Raw genomic sequence first — 17,882 nt, forward strand, 5'->3', positions numbered from 1 at the left:
GATATTATGCCATGGCTAGTTTTCCAGATCATGCGCCATCGTCGGGATTCTGGCCGAGCCAATCAGCGATGCGCCGCCACGTGCCGCCAAGGACCTGAGCACCGAGAAAGAGACTCAAGTGGCCGCAGGGCTCGGTCGCCATTTCAATGAAAGCCTTTGGTGTACTGACCAGCCGCGCGGTTCCGAAAAGCTGATCGACCGAAACAAGCTCGTCGTTGTCCGCAGCGAGGAGGAATATGGGATTGTTGATTTCGGCAAGGTGGATCCGGCGCCCGAGCGCCACGAAGCTGCCTTCGGCGATCTGGTTCTCCTTGAAGAGCCCGCGGCAGACCTGCAGGTAAAACACTCCCGGTAAATCAACCGTACAGGCGTTCCATTGCCGAAAGCGCTCATGAAGCGCATCCAGCCGGACGGGGTCGATGTTGGCGGGAATCTGCAGCACATGATCGGCGCCATATGCATCGAGCGCCGGCCCCAACAGTTCGAGCATGCGATGCCCCAGCACGACGCCATCGCCAAGACCTACCAGCTCTTCGAATGCGCCGAGCGGAACACTGGCGGCCAGTCGTGACAGTGGAGATTCTCCAGCGCGAATATCGACAGGGGCTCCAACCAGGACCAGCTTGCGAACTTTTTCGGGAAACCGTGCGGCATAGACCAATGCGAGCCAGCCGCCTTGGCATAATCCGACAAGGTCAACGGGCTGATCAAGCCCATCCACGGCGACGTTGAGATCGGCGAGATAGCTGTCGATGGAAAAATAGCGCATCTCGGCCGTGGCTGAACGCCAGTCGGTGACGAAGACGCGGGACAGGCCGCCAAGCTGGAGAGCTTCGACCACGCTATGACCAGATGCAAAATCTGCGACGGTCGACCCATGCAAGGCATACGGCGCACATATCAGAGTCGGCTGCCCTTGCGCATGCGTCGAAAAATCCCGCAGCCGCATCGAAGGAAGCTCCAGAACGATCGAGTTCGAGGTCGTCCACACCAACGTGGAGACGTCCATATCGTCGCCAGATTTTATTGAGAGGGCCGCTGCGGCATTTTTGAAAAAGTGAGCGCTGGCCTGGTTCACCGATGCCGCTGCCAACAATGGCCACAAAAGCAAATTCGAAAACGGTGACGATGCTTCGGGTCGAATTGCCTGACGCTGAGCCGGCGCATTGCCTGAAGCGCTCTCCGGCGGGTTCACGGGTTTCGTCGTCTGATGTTCTGTTGTCATGATCAATTTGATCCAGGTGGCGCGAAGATCCGACTGACGGGATCGCTTGAGCGATCTTGACGAAATGCGTCGACGACAACCGTTTGTGCGACGCGCAGCAGGTGCGGAAAGGCTATGCCGTTGTGTACATGGCCACGCGGCCTGTCATGCTACGCCGCCTGATCGCGCGTGTCATGACTTTGCTCACCTCGCGTAACCGCCGCACTGAACCTGCGATGGTCGCGGCAGGACATGCTTGCTGCGCACATGCAGCCCGTTCCAAACCGGGCAATATGCATGACGCGTCACGTGGGTCATTGTCGTAATTCTTTAGGACCCGGTTGGTCCAGTCTTGCTGACATAGATCAACATGAGTTCGAGGGGCCCGAATAAAATTTTTGCAATGCAAAATCCTGAACAGACGATGGACGGCGCGAGGTTTGTTGATGTGGACGGTTGGAAAGCCATGGCTCGTTGCTATCCTCGTCGCGGCCGTTGCCGGAGGCGGCTATTTCGCGTGGCAGAAAATCGGGAAGAACAATCTTCCTGAAGGGATCGCCAGCGGGAACGGTCGCATCGAAGCGATCGAAATCGATATTTCAACCAAGATACCGGCGCGGGTCCGGGAGATATTGGCCAATGAGGGCGAGTTCGTCACAGCGGGCCAGGTGCTTGCGCTCATGGACACTGAGCAACTGGAGGCCCAGCGCCGCCAGGCCGAGGCGCAGCGCGATCGCGCGACGATCGGTATCGATACGGCCAAGAGCGTCGTAACCCAGCGAGAGGCCGAAAGAACCGCGGCGGTCGCCGTCATCGCGCAGCGCGAAGCACAACTCGACGCGCTGGACAGAAAGCTCGTACGGTCAGAGCAACTGATAAAGACCAGTGCCGTTTCCCAGCAGATTCTCGACGATGATCGGGCCAACGTGCAGGGGGCAAAGGCCGCCGTCGCGGCGGCCCAGGCTCAACTCGCTGCGTCGGAAGCTGCGATCAGCGCCGCCAAGGCTCAGGTCATCGATGCTGGTGCAGCCGTGGCTGCCGCCAAGGCCGCTATTGAAAGTATCACTGCTGACATTAACGACAGCACGCTGAAATCGCCGCGCGACGGTCGCGTGCAGTATCGCGTGGCGCAACCCGGCGAGGTGCTGTCCGCCGGCGGGCGGGTTCTCAATCTCGTCGATCTTGGCGACGTCTACATGACTTTCTTCCTGCCGACCGCGCAGGCCGGGCGCGTGGCGATCGGGACCGAGGTTCGTCTTGTGCTCGACGCTGCGCCTCAATTCGTGATCCCCGCGAAAGCGAGTTTCGTCGCCGACGTCGCGCAGTTTACGCCCAAGACGGTCGAAACCCAGGAAGAACGCCTGAAGCTGATGTTCCGGATCAAGGCGAAGATCGCGCCGGAACTCCTCCGGAAATACATCCGACAGGTCAAGACGGGACTTCCCGGCATGGCTTATGTCAAACTCGACCCGAAAGCGGAATGGCCGGCGAATCTCAACGGAACGCTGGCGCAATGAACGATGGGCTGACCAGCGATCAGCCTTCAGCCGCGGCGTTCGTTGTGCGGGTGGAAGGGGTCGGACTGTCGTATGGCAAGACCCGCGCGCTGGAGGCCGTCACGCTCGATGTGCCGGCGGGTCGTATGGTCGGGGTGATCGGGCCGGATGGTGTCGGCAAATCCACTTTGCTGTCCCTGATCGCTGGCGCGCATGTCATTCGGGAAGGCCGGATCGATGTTCTCGGCGGCAACATGGCCGATAGCCGGCACAGAAGCCTGACTTGTCCGCGGATCGCCTACATGCCGCAGGGCCTGGGCAAGAATCTCTACCCGACACTTTCCGTTCGCGAGAATGTCGATTTCTTCGGACGTCTGTTCGGTCATGACAAGCGCGAACGCGAACGCCGAATTGATGAGCTTCTGCAAAGCACGGGCCTTGCTCCGTTCGCGGACCGGCCCGCCGGCAAACTTTCCGGCGGCATGAAGCAGAAGCTCGGCCTCTGCTGCGCCCTGATCCACGATCCCGATCTTCTGATCCTCGACGAGCCGACAACCGGCGTCGATCCGTTGTCGCGCCGCCAGTTCTGGGACCTGATCGACAGTATCCGCCGCAACCGCGTGGGCATGAGCGTCATTGTGGCCACCGCCTACATGGAGGAGGCGATCCGCTTCGACTGGCTGATTGCGATGGATGCCGGCCGGGTCCTCGCTGCCGGGGCGCCTGCGGATCTTCTGCGGCAGACAGGCGCGGCCACGCTGGATGCGGCGTTCATCGCGCTGCTTCCGGAAAAAGAACGCCAGGGATATTCGCAAGTGGTCATTCCGCCCCGGCCTGCGAGTCTCGATGGCGATGCCGCCATTGAGGCTGAACATCTGACGATGCGCTTCGATGATTTTGTGGCGGTTGACGATGTCAGCTTTCGAATCGAACGCGGCGAGATCTTCGGATTTCTCGGCTCGAATGGCTGCGGCAAGACCACGACCATGAAGATGCTGACGGGGCTTCTGCCGGCCAGCGAAGGCAAGGCGAAGCTGTTCGGACACGACGTCGATCCGAATGACATGGCTGTCCGGCGCCGCGTTGGCTACATGTCGCAATCTTTCTCCCTCTACACCGAGCTGACCGTGCGGCAGAATCTCGATCTGCACGCGCGTTTGTTCGGCCTCGCGCTGCAGACCATCTCCGGCCGGATCGCGCAAATGGCGGAACGCTTCGATCTTGCCGGGGTCATGGGCGAATTGCCCGAGGCATTACCGCTCGGCATCCGCCAGCGCCTGTCGCTCGCGGTGGCCATGATCCACGCGCCCGACGTTCTGATCCTTGACGAGCCGACATCCGGCGTCGACCCGGTCGCCCGCGACGGCTTCTGGCGGATTTTGTCGGATCTGTCCCGCAACGACAATGTGACGATCTTCGTCTCCACCCATTTCATGAACGAAGCGGAGCGCTGCGACCGCATCTCGCTGATGCATGCCGGCAAGGTGCTGGTCAGCGACACGCCAGCCGCGATCGTCGCGCGCCGCTCCGCCGCCAGCCTCGAGGAAGCGTTCATCGACTATCTGCAGCACGCGATCAGTGCCGCCGGAAACCCGCCGGCACCGGACACAATGGCCGCGGCCGCATCGGCGCCCGTGGAAGCGCGGGACGGCGGCAGCGCCCGGCGCGCGCGGCGCTGGTTCGACCCGCGGCGGATGTTCGCCTACACGCAGCGCGAATCGCTTGAACTGCGCCGCGATCCGATCCGCGCCACCCTCGCCACCATCGGCAGCGTTCTTCTGCTGTTTGTGATGGGCTACGGCATCAGCATGGACCTTGAGAACCTGTCCTTTGCCGTTCTCGACCGCGACGACACCACCATCAGCCGTGACTATGCCCTGCAGATCTCCGGTTCGCGTTACTTTAGCGAGAAGGCTCCGATCACCGATTACGCCGATCTCGACGAACGCATGCGCAACGGCGAACTGAGCCTGGCAATCGAGATTCCGCCGGGCTTCGGCCGCGACGTTGCGCGCGGCCACGCCGTCCAGATTGGCGCCTGGATCGACGGCGCCATGCCGTCGCGGGCGGAGACCGCGCGCGGCTATGTGCAGGCGATGCATGCGAGCTGGCTCTCGCAGAAGGCGCGCGAACTCTACGGTACCGCCGCAACCGCCGGCTCATTCCGGCTTGAGGTCCGCTACCGTTACAACCCCGACGTCAAGAGTCTGGTTGCCATGACGCCGGGCGTGATTCCGCTCCTGCTCATGATGATCCCTTCGATGCTGGCGGCGCTCAGCGTTGTCCGCGAAAAGGAACTCGGTTCGATCGTCAATTTCTACGTTACGCCGGTGACACGGCTGGAATTCCTGGTCGGCAAACAGATTCCCTATGTGGTGCTGGCGATGCTGAATTTCATTCTGCTGACGGCATTTGCGATCCTCGTCTTCCGCGTTCCGTTCACCGGCAGCGCCGTCGCATACACCTGCGGTGCTTTCCTCTATGTGACGGTCGCGACCGCGATGGGGCTTCTCATCTCAACCTTCATGAAGAGCCAGATCGCCGCCATCTTTGGAACGTCGCTCATCACGCTGATACCCGCCATGCAGTTTTCGGGCCTGATCGATCCGGTGTCGTCGCTCCAGGGCGCCGGTGCCCTGATCGGGCGCATCTATCCGACAACTTATTTTGTTACCATTTCTCGTGGCGCGTTTTCCAAGGCACTCGACTTCCGCGATCTGGCGGGAGATTTCCTGCCACTGCTCCTTGCCCTTCCGGTGCTGCTCGGCCTCGGCGCGTTACTCCTCAAAAAACAGGCGAGCTAGCCATGCGCGTCGCCAATATCGTCCAGCTCGGCATCAAGGAATTGCGCGGCCTCGCCCGCGATCCGATGCTGCTTGTGCTGATTGTCTACGCCTTCACGATCTCGATCTATACCGGGTCGAAAGCGATGCCCGAGACGCTCAACATGGCGGCCATCGCGGTGGTCGACGAGGACCAGTCGCCGGTATCCTCGCGCATCATCGCGGCGTTCAATCCGCCCTATTTCTCGATCCCCCGCCTGATCACCCAGCGCGAGATGGACAGCCGCATGGATGCCGGACTCGACACCTTCGCGCTCGATATCCCCCCGAACTTCCAGCGCGATCTGCTGGCGGGCAAGTCGCCGGCGATTCAGCTCAACATCGACGCCACCCGCATGTCTCAAGCGTTCACCGGCGGCGGCTATATCCAGTCCATCGTCAGCGGCGAGATCGACGAGTTTCTCAGCCGTCACCGCAGTACAGCCGCAGTGCCGGTCGACCTGGCCTTGCGCGCGCGCTTCAATCCCGAGCTCAACAAGGGCTGGTTCGGTGCCATTCATGAAGTCATCGATGCCATCACCATGTTGTCGATCATCCTGACCGGCGCGGCGTTGATCCGCGAACGCGAGCACGGGACGATTGAGCATCTCCTTGTCATGCCGGTCACCCCGTTTGAACTCATGGCGAGCAAAATCTGGTCGATGGGTCTGGTCGTACTCGTTGCTTCCAGTGTGTCGCTCATATTCGTGGTCGAGGGATTGCTGTCGGTTCCCATACAGGGGTCGATGGCGCTGTTCCTGTTCGGCGCGGCCCTGCATTTGTTCGCGACGACCTGCATGGGCATTTTTCTGGCGACGATGGCCGGCACCATGCCGCAGTTTGGGCTGCTGCTGATGCTCTTTCTGATGCCGCTTCAGGTGTTGTCGGGAGGCATGACTCCGCGCGAGAGCATGCCGGATGTGATTCAGTACATCATGCTCGCTGCGCCAAATACGCACTTCGTCATTCTGGCGCAGTCAATCCTGTTCCGCGGCGCCGGACTTGATCTGGTGTGGCCGCAGTTCGCAGCCCTTTTGGGCATAGGAGCGATTCTGTTTGTCTTTTCCCTGCGTCGTTTCAGACAATTTCTGAGATAATCCGCGAGACCAACGCTATTCTTTCAGAATATCTCGCTGGTCAACGCACCCGAGCCGGTCAGGGAATCTCGCGAACATCACAAGAAGAAGACGAAGACAAAATAGCCCGGCTCAGCGCGCTCGCAACGCGCCTTGTCTCTGAAGACACGACGCCGATTCAGACAGGGAGATGACACAATGGTGGAATCAAGTCGATCAATCCATGCGCGAATGGTCCAGAGCACTGGCCGGACCATCGACCGAAAAGCCGATTCTTGCTTGCGGGGCACGGCCATGAGCGTGACGCGACGAACCCTTCTGGGCACCGCCGCTGCCGGGCTTGTCCCGGCCTCCGGCTATCGGGCTTTCGCGCAGGACAAATGGCCTTCGCGGCTTGTGCGGCTTATTTCTCCTTACGGAGCCGGCGGCGCCAACGACATTTCGCTACGAATTCTGGCCGAGCAATTGGAACGGAGCCTGGGCCAGCAGGTCATTGTCGAAAACAAGCCCGGTGCCGGTACGCGCATCGCCAACGAACTCGTCGCCCATGCTGCGCCGGACGGATACACGTTCCTTTACGCGGCAGCGCCCTATGCAACGGCGGAAGCGTTGTTCGGCAAGCTGAACTACGATCCGCGCAAGGATCTGCAGCCGGTGGCGATGGCTGTCGTGGCTCCGATCTTTCTGATCATCAGCGCAGAAGCGCCGTTCAAAACCTTGCCGGAGATGATTGCCTACGGAAAGTCGCGGCCGGACGGCCTGACCTTTGCGTCGCCGGGTCCCGGTTCGCAGCCGCATCTGGCGGCCGAATTACTGTTCCGGGACGCCGGGGTCAAAGGGCTGAATGTCCCGTTCCGTGGTGACGCCATGGCTTATACCGAATTGCTGGCCGGACGCGTTGACGGCACGCTCACCGCGATCAGCACGGCGCTGCCCTATGTCCAGAGCGGCAAGTTCCGGGTGCTGGGCGTGGCTTCGGCCGAACGCAGTCTTATCTATCCGGAGGCTCCGACCTTGCGCGAGCAGGGCTTCCCGAACGTGGTTGCTGCCGGCTGGTATGGCTTCATGGCGCAGGGGGCGACCCCGCAATCGATCGTCGATCGCCTGCAGGACGAGGTCAATCGCGCGCTGACCAATCCCGAGGTAAAACAAAAGCTGTTTGTCCAGGGGTTGGAGGTGCGCAGTGGTCGCGCCGCCGAATTCGGAAAATTCATCGATGACGAAACGCGCAAGTGGAGTGCGCTGATCCGCGAAGCAGGTCTCAAAGGTGAATAGTCTCGTGCTTCGTTGGCTGGGGCGATCTGATCGGATGTCTGCGATTAGTTCGCGCCCGGCCGGGCGCTGAATAAGTTAAAATTCAACGGTTTAGAGGAAGGGCTGGTGCTGCCAGACAGGATTGAACTGTCGACCTCTCCATTACCAATGGAGTGCTCTACCACTGAGCTACGGCAGCGAACGCCAGACGAGAAAAAGCCAAGAACGTACCGTGTACGTGAATCAGCTAAAAGCCTCTTAAGGGCGCGCGTTCCTTTGCCATAAGGCCATGGGCGGCGCAAGCACGGAGCGGCGCTGTTTGGGCGGAACAGATCAGGCCGAGGCCGCCCTGGCCGGCTTGTATTTCGCCAGTTCCGGGCCGATCCGGTCGCTCATTTGCGTGCTTAGCGCCTGCAAGGCCTTGAAAGGACGGACCATCACCTCGAATTCGATGATCTTGCCGCTGGCGTCGAATTTCACCAGATCGATCCCCTTCAGGTCCAGTTCGCCGATATTGGCGCTGAATTCCAGCGCCACATCGTGCGATCCGGCCACGAAAGTGCGGTGATAGCGGAAGTTCTCGAAAATCTGCACCACCGCGCCGAGGATCAGCAGGCTGGCCGGACGTCCCGGAATGGGCAGATGGACGAACGGCGAGCGGAACACCGTGGTTTCCGCAAAAAGCGGCCGCAGCACATCGACATTCCGGCTTTCGACAAAACGATGCCAGTTTTTGAGAGTCTCCTGCGCCGAAGGTGCAAGTCCCGGTGCCTCTGTTGTCATCGCGTTCTCCCTGTCCACATTGTCTGCCGGATCGTCGTGTCCGATACTGCCTCATAGTCCTGTACCGGCGATCCCGGTCAAGGAAACATGCAAGCGAGCCTGTCATGACGGACGATGTCAGCAACAAGGAACGGAACGCAAGGTCGGTCCGGGAGGAGCGGCTGAAAGCGGCGCTGCGCGATAATCTGAAGCGCCGCAAATCGCAGGCCCGGGGCCGCGCGGGCATGGCGATCATCACGCCGGAAGACGATGCCAGGGCCGACGCCAAGGCGCGCGACGGAACGCAGGAGGCGGCCGCCGGTTCGCGAGACCGCGATGGGTAGCGCTGGCTGCACATCTTTCTTGCTTGCTTGATTGCTGGCCGTGCAGACACGATCTAGCTGAACAGGAGACGGCCTTCGGTCGTTGTATTTTTGTTCGATAGGGCGCGAGCGGCATGGCGGCAGATACAGTCGAAGTGGAAAGCGCGCCGTCGGCGTCCGCGATGCAGGCCTTTCCGCGATATGAGCAGACATTCCCGGCCCTGACCGGCGCCGAGATCGACCGCATGCGCCGGTTCGGTGAGGTTCGGCGCTATAAGGACGGCGAGCGGCTGTTCGAGACCGGCAAGCCCGGTCCGGGCATGTTCGTCGTGCTCTCGGGGCACGTCGCCGTCGCTCAGCGCGACGGCATGGGTCATGTCACGCCGGTGATCGAGCAGGGCCCAGGCCAGTTTCTGGCGGAGGTCGGACAGCTCTCAGGCCGGCAAGCCCTGGTGGACGGCACCGCCGAGGGTGATGTGGAAACGCTGCTCATTCCATCGGACAGTCTGCGCGCGCTGCTGGTGGCCGAAGCTGATCTCGGGGAGCGCATCATGCGCGCTCTGATCCTTCGCCGCGTCAGTCTGATTGAGGGCGGCGTCGGCGGCCCGGTGCTGATCGGGTCACCGGCGCTGGGCGATGTGGTGCGGCTTCAGGGCTTTCTGTCCCGCAACGGTCACCCCTATCATCTGCTTGATCCGGCCACTGACAAGGACGCCGCCGACCTGATCGCGCGCTATTCGCCGTCGCCGGCCGACCTGCCGCTGGTGGTGTGTCCCGACGGAACAGTGCTGCGCAATCCGCCGGAAACCGAACTCGCCTACGCGATGGGAATGATCGGCGGCAGCGTCAAGGACAAGCTCTACGACGTCGCCATCGTCGGTGGTGGTCCCGCCGGGCTGGCTACGGCGGTGTATGCGGCGTCCGAGGGGTTGACGGTGGCGGTGCTCGACGCGCGCCATTTCGGCGGTCAGGCGGGCGCCAGCGCGCGCATCGAAAACTACCTCGGGTTTCCGACCGGCATCTCCGGGCAGGCGCTGGCCGGGCGCGCTTATACTCAGGCACAGAAATTCGGCGCGGACATGATGATTCCAGTCGAAGCCCGCTCGCTCGATTGCAGCAAAAGCGATGGCGCATTCGGCCTTGCCACCGAATGCGGGCATTTCCTGAAGGCGAAATCTATCGTTGTTGCCAGCGGCGCGCGTTACCGGCGGCCGGTCATCGCGAATCTCGACAGGTTCGAGGGACGTGGCGTCTGGTATTGGGCATCGCCGATCGAAGGACGGCTGTGCGCCCAGCAGGACGTTATTCTGGTTGGCGGGGGCAATTCCGCCGGACAGGCCGCGGTGTTTCTGTCCGGACACGCCAAGCGCGTCCGCATGATGATCCGCAGCGGCGGTCTGGCCGACAGCATGTCGCGCTACCTGATAGATCGCATCATGGCGACGCCAAATATCGAACTTATGATCAACACCGAGATCGTGGAGCTGGACGGCGCGGCGGACGGCGGGCTCGATCGTGTTCGCTGGCGCAACCGCCGCACCGGCATTGAGACCGAGGAAGAGGTTCGCAATGTCTTTCTGTTTGTGGGGGCCGATCCGGCCACCGCATGGCTGAAGGGGTGCGGTGTCGAACTTGATCGCACGGGCTTCGTCGTGACCGGCTCACAATGCGAGGAAGGCAAGCCGGTGTCAGGTCTTGAGACGTCGGTACCGGGTGTCTTCGCGGTCGGCGATGTGCGCGCCGGTTCGGTCAAGCGCGTCGGCGGCGCGATTGGCGAGGGCGCGCAGGTGGTGGCCGCGCTGCACGGGTTTCTTAGTGCCAAACCGGCACCGGTTGTCCAGACGGCGGAATACTGAAGCGCACAGCGCTCGCATCGAAAGGCGGTCACATGCCCTGCAAGCACATCGCCGATATCCGGGATGTCACGCCGAGCGCTCTCGGATGCGAGGAGTGCCTGAAGACCGGCGATGTCTGGCTTCATCTGCGGATTTGTCGGACCTGCGGCCATGTCGGCTGCTGTGACGATTCGCCCAACAAGCATGCGACGAAACATTTCCACGCCACTCAACATCCCGTTATCGAAGGTTATGATCCGCCGGAGGGCTGGGGCTGGTGCTATATCGATCGGGTCATGTTCGATCTGTCGAACCGGAAGACGCCGCACGACGGTCCTATCCCGCGCTATTACTAAGCTACGCTTGCTGATTATCTGCGCTTGCCAACGGCGTTTGCCGTCCTCACGCTCCCGTTTCGATTTTCAAAGGAATTTCAGAATGCGTTATCTCCGCATCACGGCGGCCTTCCTTCTGATGGTGTCGTCGCTGGTTCTGGCATCGCCGCGCGGCGCCGTCGCGCAGGCGCCGCAGAGCCGCTTTGCCGACGTGAACGGGGTGAAGCTGCATTACCTCATTGCCGGCAAGGGCGATCCCGTGGTGCTGCTGCATGGTTACGCCGAGACGGGACATATGTGGCGGCCGCTGTTTCCGGGACTTGCGAACAACCACACGGTGATCGCGCCGGACCTGCGGGGCTTCGGCAAATCCGCCGCGCCGGAGAGTGGCTACACCAAGAAGGAAATGGCGCAGGACATCCACGCGCTGGTGAAAAGCCTCGGCTATCCGAAAGTGAAGATCGTCGGTCACGACATCGGGCTCATGGTCGCCTATGCCTACGCCGCGCAATACCCCGCGGAAGTCGATCGCATCGTGCTGATGGACGCTTTTCTGCCTGGCGTCGGTGACTGGAAGAGCGTCTGGCTATTGCGCGATCTCTGGCATTTCCATTTCTACGGCAAGACGCCGCTGGCGCTGGTCAAGGGCCGCGAGCGCATCTACTTCGAACATTTCTGGAATGACTTCGCTGCCGATCCCGCGAAATCCATCCCGGAGAAGGACCGGAAATTCTACGCCCGGGCCTATGCGCAGCCGGGGCACATGAAGGCGGGCTTCGAGGTATTCCGCGCGTTCGAGAAGGATGCGGATGATTTTGCCGACTTTGCCAAAACCAAATTGCCCATGCCGATGCTGGTTCTTTCCGGCGAAAAGGCCGGCGGCGTTTTCCTGATCGAGCAGGGCAAGCTGGTCGCAACCAATGTCGATGGCGTCATCGTCAAAGGCTCGGGACACTGGCTGATGGAAGAAGCGCCGGGCCAGGTGATTCCGAAACTGGTGGATTTTCTCAACCAGTGATCGCTCTTTGTGCGACGTGCGATCCAAAAGATCATGTCATTCACACAAAACCGTTATCGGACCGTCGAAGCCCCGTTGCGCGGCTGCATGCATGCTGTAGCTTTGGAGCAGTTCTAAAGGGGACGCACCATGATTTTAGGCATGTCTTTGGCGGGTTTTACCGTTTTACACCTCATCATCAGCATGATCGCTATCGCACTCGGTTTCATCGTGGCGGGTGGCATGCTCGCATCCAACAGGCTGTCCGGCTGGACGGTCTGGTTTCTCATCCTGACAATCCTCACCAACGCGACCGGCTTCCTGTTTCCCTTCACCAAGCTGCTGCCGTCGCATATCGTTGCGATCATCTCGCTGGCGCTGCTGGCGATCGCGGTCTATGCGCTGTACGGCAAGGGCCTCGCCGGGATCTGGCGGACGGTCTATGTGGTAACCGCGATGCTTGCGCTCTGGTTCAACGTCTTCGTTCTGGTGGCGCAGTCCTTCCAGAAGGTCGCGTTGCTGAACGTCTATGCGCCGACCGGATCGGAGCCGCCGTTCGCGATCACGCAAGGGATCGTGCTGCTGTTTTTCATTTTTCTGATCGTGCTTGGCATCAGGCGATTCAAGACGGCGTGACGCGCGCCTGACAAAGGGAGCGTCGATGAAAGTCATTGTCTTCGGCGCAACTGGCATGGTCGGGCAGGGCGTTCTGCGCGAATGCCTGCTCGATCCCGACGTGGCGCAGGTTTTGACTGTCGGCCGCAGTGCCACCGGGCAGCGAAGTCCGAAGTTGCGCGAGATCGTGCACGCGGATTTGCTGGACTTCTCCACTATCGAAAAAGACATGACGGGCTATGACGCCTGCTTCTTCTGCCTCGGGATTTCCTCGCTGGGCATGAGTGAGGACGACTACCGCCGCATCACCTATGACGTCACGCTGGCGGCGGCACGGACGCTGGCCCGGCTCAATCCCGCCATGACATTTATCTACGTAACCGGCGCGGGTACCGACAGCACCGAGCAGGGCCGGGTGATGTGGGCGCGCGTCAAAGGCAAGACCGAGAACGACCTGCTCAAGCTGCCGTTCAGGGCGGCCTACATGTTCCGCCCCGGCGCGATCCAGCCGCTACACGGCGCGCGGTCCAAGACGGCCTGGGTTCATGCGATCTATCTCGCCACCGCGCCGCTGTGGGCGCTTTTGCATCGGGTCGCGCCGAAATACGTCACCACCACCGAGGAGATCGGCCGCGCCATGCTGGGCGTGGCGAAGCGCGGCTATTCCAAGACGATTCTCGAGAGCGAGGATTTCCCGAAGGTCTGACGTCCTGCATGGTCAGGCGACCATCGGGCGTGGGTCGCTCGAAAAGCCGCTCCGGCTGGCCGTATCGACACAATTCGAGCGATTTTTAAGGTATTAAGCTGATGTGCCGGGCCTTTTGGGCGTCCGGCGCGCGGTTTCCACCCCCCACGAAACGCGCTAAAAGCCATTATCCGGAACAGGGCAGGTTGGGCATGGATCGCATTCGCATCGTCGGCGGCAATAAACTCAATGGCACGATCCCCATCTCGGGCGCGAAGAACGCCGCCCTGCCGTTGATGATTGCCAGCCTGCTGACCGAAGAGACCCTGATCCTCGACAATGTACCGCGCCTGGCCGACGTCGCGCAGGTGCAGCGCATTCTCGGCAACCACGGCATCGACATCATGTCGGCGGGCAAACGCCCCGGCGACCACGAATATCAGGGCCAGACCCTGCATATTTCAGCGGCCAACATCATCGATACCACCGCGCCCTATGAACTGGTCTCCACCATGCGGGCCAGCTTCTGGGTGATCGCGCCGCTGTTGGCGCGGATGGGCGAAGCGAAGGTCTCGCTGCCCGGCGGCTGCGCCATCGGCACCCGGCCTGTCGACCTGCTGATCATGGCGCTGGAAAAGCTCGGCGCCGAAATTCAGATCGACGGCGGCTATGTGATCGCGAAAGCGCCGAAGGGCTTGATCGGCGCGGAAATCGACTTTCCGAAGGTCACGGTCAGCGGCACCCATGTGGCGCTGATGGCGGCGACGCTCGCCAAGGGCACCACGGTCATCACCAATGCCGCCTGCGAGCCCGAGATCGTCGATGTCGCCGACTGCCTGAACAAGATGGGCGCGAAGATCACTGGCGCGGGCACCTCGCGCATCGTCATCGAAGGCGTCGCCAAGCTGCACGGCGCGCGGCACACCGTGTTGCCGGATCGCATCGAGACCGGCACCTATGCCATGGCGGTGGCGATGACCGGCGGCGACGTGCAACTGGCCGGCGCGCGGCCCGAACTGCTGCAATCGGCGCTCGATGTGCTGACGCAGGCCGGCGCGACGATCACGCCGAACAATGAAGGCATCCGCGTCACCCGCAACGGCGCAGGCATCAGGCCGGTCACGGTTTCGACCGCGCCGTTCCCCGGTTTCCCGACTGACCTGCAGGCGCAACTGATGGCGCTGATGGCGTGCGCGAAGGGCTCGTCGCACATCACCGAGACGATTTTCGAAAACCGCTTCATGCACGTTCAGGAACTGGCCCGGTTTGGCGCGCGAATTCATCTCGACGGCGAGACCGCCACCATCGAGGGAATCTCGAAATTGCGCGGTGCGCCGGTGATGGCGACCGACCTGCGCGCTTCGGTGTCGCTGGTGATCGCGGGCTTGGCCGCCGAAGGCGAGACCATGGTGAACCGCATCTATCATCTGGACCGTGGTTTTGAGCGTCTGGAAGAGAAGCTGTCGGCCTGCGGCGCCACAATCGAGCGCATCAGCGGGTAAATTCAAGGCGGGGGCCATGTCTCAGAACAAAGTGTCTCAGCGCAAATCGTCTCAACGCAAGCTTGCGGCCCTCGACGAAGACGATCTCGCCGTGATCTCGGCGCATGTTCAGGACGCGGCCGTAGTCGCGGGCGATATCCTGTGGCGTCCCGCCGAGAACCGGCTCGTCATCGGCATGCGCCGCCCGGATTGCGAGGAAATTCTCGCAGGCCAGTGCGAACCGCGCCGGCTGATTTCGGCGCTCCGGTTCGACCGCGTGCTGTCGTGCCGGTCGCGCGACATCGACATGGCGGCATCGGAACTGGCGCTCACCCTGCTTGGGTTGGAGTTTTACCCGGGCAAGAAGCCCGGCGGCGAGGTGCTGCTGTTGTTTGCCAGCGGCGGGGTGCTGCGGCTGGAGGTTGAATGCCTCGAGTGCGAACTGGCCGATCTCGGCCCGGACGCGCATGTCCCCGATCCGGCGACCGGGCGCGATCTGCCTGCGGACACAGACATTTAGCCATCAATCTGGGCCGTCCCGCTCGCGGTTCGACTTCAGGAATGTTATGGGTTGACGGTGATCCGGCATCGCGCCAATCACGACGTCTTTCAAGATTTGCCGGACCCTGGAATGCCCATCCGCCTCACCAGCCACAGCGCCGATTTCACCGCGCGCTTCAACGCCTTTCTCGACATGAAGCGGGAAGTCTCCGCCGACATCGACGCGGCGGCGCGCGCCATCGTGGATGACGTGGCAAAGCACGGCGACGCGGCGCTGATCGCGGCAACCAAGAAGTTCGACCGGCTGGATATAGACGCCAAGGGTCTGCGGATCGCGCCTGCGGAAATCGATGCGGCGGTGAAATCCTGTGACGCGGCGACGCTGGACGCGTTGAAATTCGCGCGGGACCGTATCGAGACTTTCCATCGGCGACAGCTGCCGAAGGACGAGCGCTTCACCGACGCGGCCGGTGTCGATCTCGGCTGGCGCTGGAGCGCCATCGAGGCGGTGGGGCTTTATGTTCCGGGCGGCACCGCCGCCTATCCATCGTCGGTGCTGATGAACGCCGTGCCGGCGAAGGTCGCAGGCGTCGAGCGCGTGGTGATGGTGGTGCCGTCGCCCGACGGCAAGCTCAATCCGCTGGTGCTGGCGGCGGCGCAGCTTGGCGGCGTGTCCGAAATCTACCGCGTCGGCGGCGCGCAGGCGGTGGCGGCGCTGGCCTATGGCACCGCGACCATCGCTCCGGTGGCGAAGATCGTCGGTCCGGGCAACGCCTATGTGGCCGCCGCGAAACGTCTGGTGTTCGGCAAGGTCGGCATCGACATGATCGCCGGCCCGTCCGAAGTGCTGGTGATCGCGGATCGCAGCGCCAACGCCAGCTGGATCGCGGCCGATCTGCTGGCGCAGGCCGAGCACGACGTCAATGCGCAGTCGATCCTCATCACCGACGACGAGGCGCTGGCGAACGATGTCGAGCGTGCCGTCGAGGCGCAACTGACGACGCTCCCGCGCGCCGACATCGCGCGCGCCTCATGGAACGATTTTGGCGCGATCATCCTGGTGAAGGCGCTTGATGAAGCGGTGACGCTGGCTAATGCCATCGCCGCCGAACATCTGGAGATCATGACCGCAGATCCCGAGGGCATCAGCGCGCGCATCCGCAATGCGGGCGCGATTTTCCTCGGTGCGCACACGCCGGAAGCCATTGGCGACTATGTCGGCGGATCGAACCACGTGTTGCCGACGGCGCGTTCGGCGCGGTTCTCGTCGGGCCTCGGCGTGCTCGATTTCATGAAGCGGACCTCAATCCTGAAATGCGGACCGGATCAGCTCCGCGCGCTGGGACCGGCTGCGATGACGCTGGGCAAGGCCGAGGGCCTCGATGCCCATGCGCGGTCGGTTGGACTGCGGCTTAATCTGCCATGACCAAGCCCGCGCCAGGCGACGATTCCAGAAACCGCGTCGTCGCGGTGACGCTCGATGAAGAATCCATCGGGCGGTCGGGGCCTGACATCGAGCACGAGCGCGCCATCGCGATCTACGACCTGATCGAGCAGAACCTGTTTGTGCCGGAGGGAGATTTCACCGGCCCGTTCACGCTGCACATCGGCATTACCGGCAACCGGCTGATGTTCGACATCAAGCGCGAGGACGGCTCGCCGGTGGTCGTGCATCTGTTGTCGCTGACGCCGTTCCGCAGGATCGTGAAGGACTACTTCATGATCTGCGACAGCTACTATCAGGCGATCCGCACTGCGACCCCGGACAAGATCGAAGCCATCGATATGGGCCGCAAGGGCGTTCACGACGAAGGCTCGCGCACCTTGATGGAGCGGCTTGAAGGCAAGGTGCGGGTCGATTTCGAGACCGCGCGCCGCCTGTTCACGCTGATCTCGGTGCTGCACTGGAAGGGCGAGGGCGGCGGCGCATGATCCCGAAAGATGACAATCTGTTTCCGGATCGGATCTTGCGCCGTTTGAAACGCACGAGGGACGCGCACGGGGATTTCATTCGCGCCGTCCGGGGGAGCGCCTGACGGATGGCGCGTTCCCCGCAGGCCGTTCTCTTCATGTGCGGGCAGAATAGCGTCCGGTCACCGACGGCGGCGGCATTGCTGCGGCACCTGGTTCCGCGCGGGCTCTATGTACAGTCGGCGGGCGTCAGCAAGGCAGACCTCGATCCGTTCGCCGTTGCGGTGATGAAGGAAATCGGCCTCGATATTTCAAACCATAAGCCGTGGACCGTCGCGGACCTCGAAGACTGGGAGGGACTCAACTTCGATCTGATCGTCACGCTCTCCCCGGAGGCGCACCACAAGGCGCTGCAACTGACCACGACCTCGGCGACCGAGGTGGAGTACTGGCCGACGCCAGATCCGGTCGGCGTCGAGGGCCGCCGCGAATTGCAGCTCGATGCCTACCGGCATGTGCGGGACAGCCTGCGGCAGCGTATCCGCGAGCGTTTTGCGCCGCCCGGCATGGCCAACGAGTAAGCGA

Annotated in this window: 17 protein-coding genes and 1 tRNA gene; 15 read left to right on the forward strand and 3 right to left on the reverse strand. The window is 62.1% G+C overall.

Annotated features, from left to right (window positions below; genetic code table 11):
• Positions 1–28: 28 nt before the first annotated feature.
• Positions 29–1,225: an alpha/beta fold hydrolase gene (locus LVY71_RS03585; protein ID WP_235098247.1), complete on the reverse strand. Its 1,197-nt coding sequence runs from the start codon at positions 1,223–1,225 to the stop codon at positions 29–31.
• 425 nt (positions 1,226–1,650) lie between these two features.
• Between LVY71_RS03585 and LVY71_RS03590 the strand changes: the two genes are divergently transcribed.
• From LVY71_RS03590 to LVY71_RS03605, 4 genes are all read left to right on the forward strand, one after another.
• Positions 1,651–2,721, forward strand: coding sequence for an HlyD family secretion protein (locus tag LVY71_RS03590; RefSeq protein WP_235098248.1), 1,071 nt, complete (start codon positions 1,651–1,653; stop codon positions 2,719–2,721).
• Positions 2,718–5,504 carry a ribosome-associated ATPase/putative transporter RbbA gene (gene rbbA / locus LVY71_RS03595; RefSeq protein WP_235098250.1) on the forward strand — a complete coding sequence of 929 codons (2,787 nt, stop codon included), beginning with the start codon at positions 2,718–2,720 and terminating at the stop codon, positions 5,502–5,504. The genes LVY71_RS03590 and rbbA overlap by 4 nt, the downstream gene beginning before the upstream one ends.
• 2 nt (positions 5,505–5,506) lie before the next feature.
• Complete coding sequence (locus LVY71_RS03600; RefSeq protein WP_235098252.1) at positions 5,507–6,619, forward strand: ABC transporter permease; 1,113 nt, start codon at positions 5,507–5,509, stop codon at positions 6,617–6,619.
• A gap of 273 nt (positions 6,620–6,892) precedes the next feature.
• Complete coding sequence (locus tag LVY71_RS03605) at positions 6,893–7,873, forward strand: Bug family tripartite tricarboxylate transporter substrate binding protein (RefSeq protein ID WP_235098254.1); 981 nt, start codon at positions 6,893–6,895, stop codon at positions 7,871–7,873.
• A 103-nt stretch (positions 7,874–7,976) separates the two neighbouring features.
• On the opposite strand, the gene LVY71_RS03610 is transcribed toward LVY71_RS03605, so the two are convergent.
• Positions 7,977–8,051: transfer RNA gene (locus tag LVY71_RS03610), tRNA-Thr, on the reverse strand.
• A gap of 134 nt (positions 8,052–8,185) precedes the next feature.
• On the reverse strand, positions 8,186–8,635 hold the full coding sequence (locus LVY71_RS03615; RefSeq protein ID WP_235098256.1) for a nuclear transport factor 2 family protein: 450 nt from the start codon (positions 8,633–8,635) through the stop codon (positions 8,186–8,188).
• A 104-nt stretch (positions 8,636–8,739) separates the two neighbouring features.
• On the opposite strand from LVY71_RS03615, the gene LVY71_RS03620 reads away from it, so the two are divergent.
• The 11 genes from LVY71_RS03620 to LVY71_RS03670 all read left to right on the forward strand — a co-directional run bounded on the left by LVY71_RS03620 (position 8,740) and on the right by LVY71_RS03670 (position 17,878).
• The gene (locus LVY71_RS03620; protein ID WP_235098259.1) at positions 8,740–8,958 is read left to right on the forward strand and encodes a hypothetical protein; all 219 of its coding nucleotides are present in this window, start codon (positions 8,740–8,742) and stop codon (positions 8,956–8,958) included.
• A 113-nt stretch (positions 8,959–9,071) separates the two neighbouring features.
• Positions 9,072–10,793: an FAD-dependent oxidoreductase gene (locus LVY71_RS03625; RefSeq protein WP_235098261.1), complete on the forward strand. Its 1,722-nt coding sequence runs from the start codon at positions 9,072–9,074 to the stop codon at positions 10,791–10,793.
• 32 nt (positions 10,794–10,825) lie between these two features.
• Entirely contained in the window at positions 10,826–11,128 is a 303-nt protein-coding gene (locus tag LVY71_RS03630; RefSeq protein WP_235098263.1) for a UBP-type zinc finger domain-containing protein, read from the forward strand.
• Positions 11,129–11,210: 82 nt separating this feature from the next.
• Positions 11,211–12,125 (forward strand): alpha/beta fold hydrolase, encoded by a 915-nt coding sequence (locus tag LVY71_RS03635; RefSeq protein ID WP_235098264.1) that lies wholly within the window; start codon positions 11,211–11,213, stop codon positions 12,123–12,125.
• A 129-nt stretch (positions 12,126–12,254) separates the two neighbouring features.
• Entirely contained in the window at positions 12,255–12,740 is a 486-nt protein-coding gene (locus LVY71_RS03640; RefSeq protein ID WP_235098266.1) for a hypothetical protein, read from the forward strand.
• A gap of 25 nt (positions 12,741–12,765) precedes the next feature.
• Entirely contained in the window at positions 12,766–13,425 is a 660-nt protein-coding gene (locus LVY71_RS03645; protein WP_235098268.1) for an NAD(P)H-binding protein, read from the forward strand.
• Between the two features lie 191 nt (positions 13,426–13,616).
• A complete protein-coding gene (gene murA, locus LVY71_RS03650) occupies positions 13,617–14,906 on the forward strand; it encodes a UDP-N-acetylglucosamine 1-carboxyvinyltransferase (protein WP_235098270.1) in 1,290 nt (429 codons plus the stop codon).
• Between the two features lie 16 nt (positions 14,907–14,922).
• Positions 14,923–15,405 (forward strand): DUF2948 family protein, encoded by a 483-nt coding sequence (locus LVY71_RS03655; protein ID WP_235098273.1) that lies wholly within the window; start codon positions 14,923–14,925, stop codon positions 15,403–15,405.
• A gap of 111 nt (positions 15,406–15,516) precedes the next feature.
• Positions 15,517–16,812, forward strand: coding sequence for a histidinol dehydrogenase (hisD, locus tag LVY71_RS03660; protein WP_235098275.1), 1,296 nt, complete (start codon positions 15,517–15,519; stop codon positions 16,810–16,812).
• A complete protein-coding gene (locus tag LVY71_RS03665; RefSeq protein ID WP_235098277.1) occupies positions 16,809–17,318 on the forward strand; it encodes a UPF0262 family protein in 510 nt (169 codons plus the stop codon). The genes hisD and LVY71_RS03665 overlap by 4 nt, the downstream gene beginning before the upstream one ends.
• 107 nt (positions 17,319–17,425) lie before the next feature.
• A complete protein-coding gene (locus tag LVY71_RS03670; RefSeq protein WP_235098279.1) occupies positions 17,426–17,878 on the forward strand; it encodes an arsenate-mycothiol transferase ArsC in 453 nt (150 codons plus the stop codon).
• Positions 17,879–17,882 lie beyond the last annotated feature (4 nt).

Origin of the sequence: Bradyrhizobium sp. G127 (assembly GCF_021502575.1) — a bacterium.
Classification (GTDB): domain Bacteria; phylum Pseudomonadota; class Alphaproteobacteria; order Rhizobiales; family Xanthobacteraceae; genus Afipia.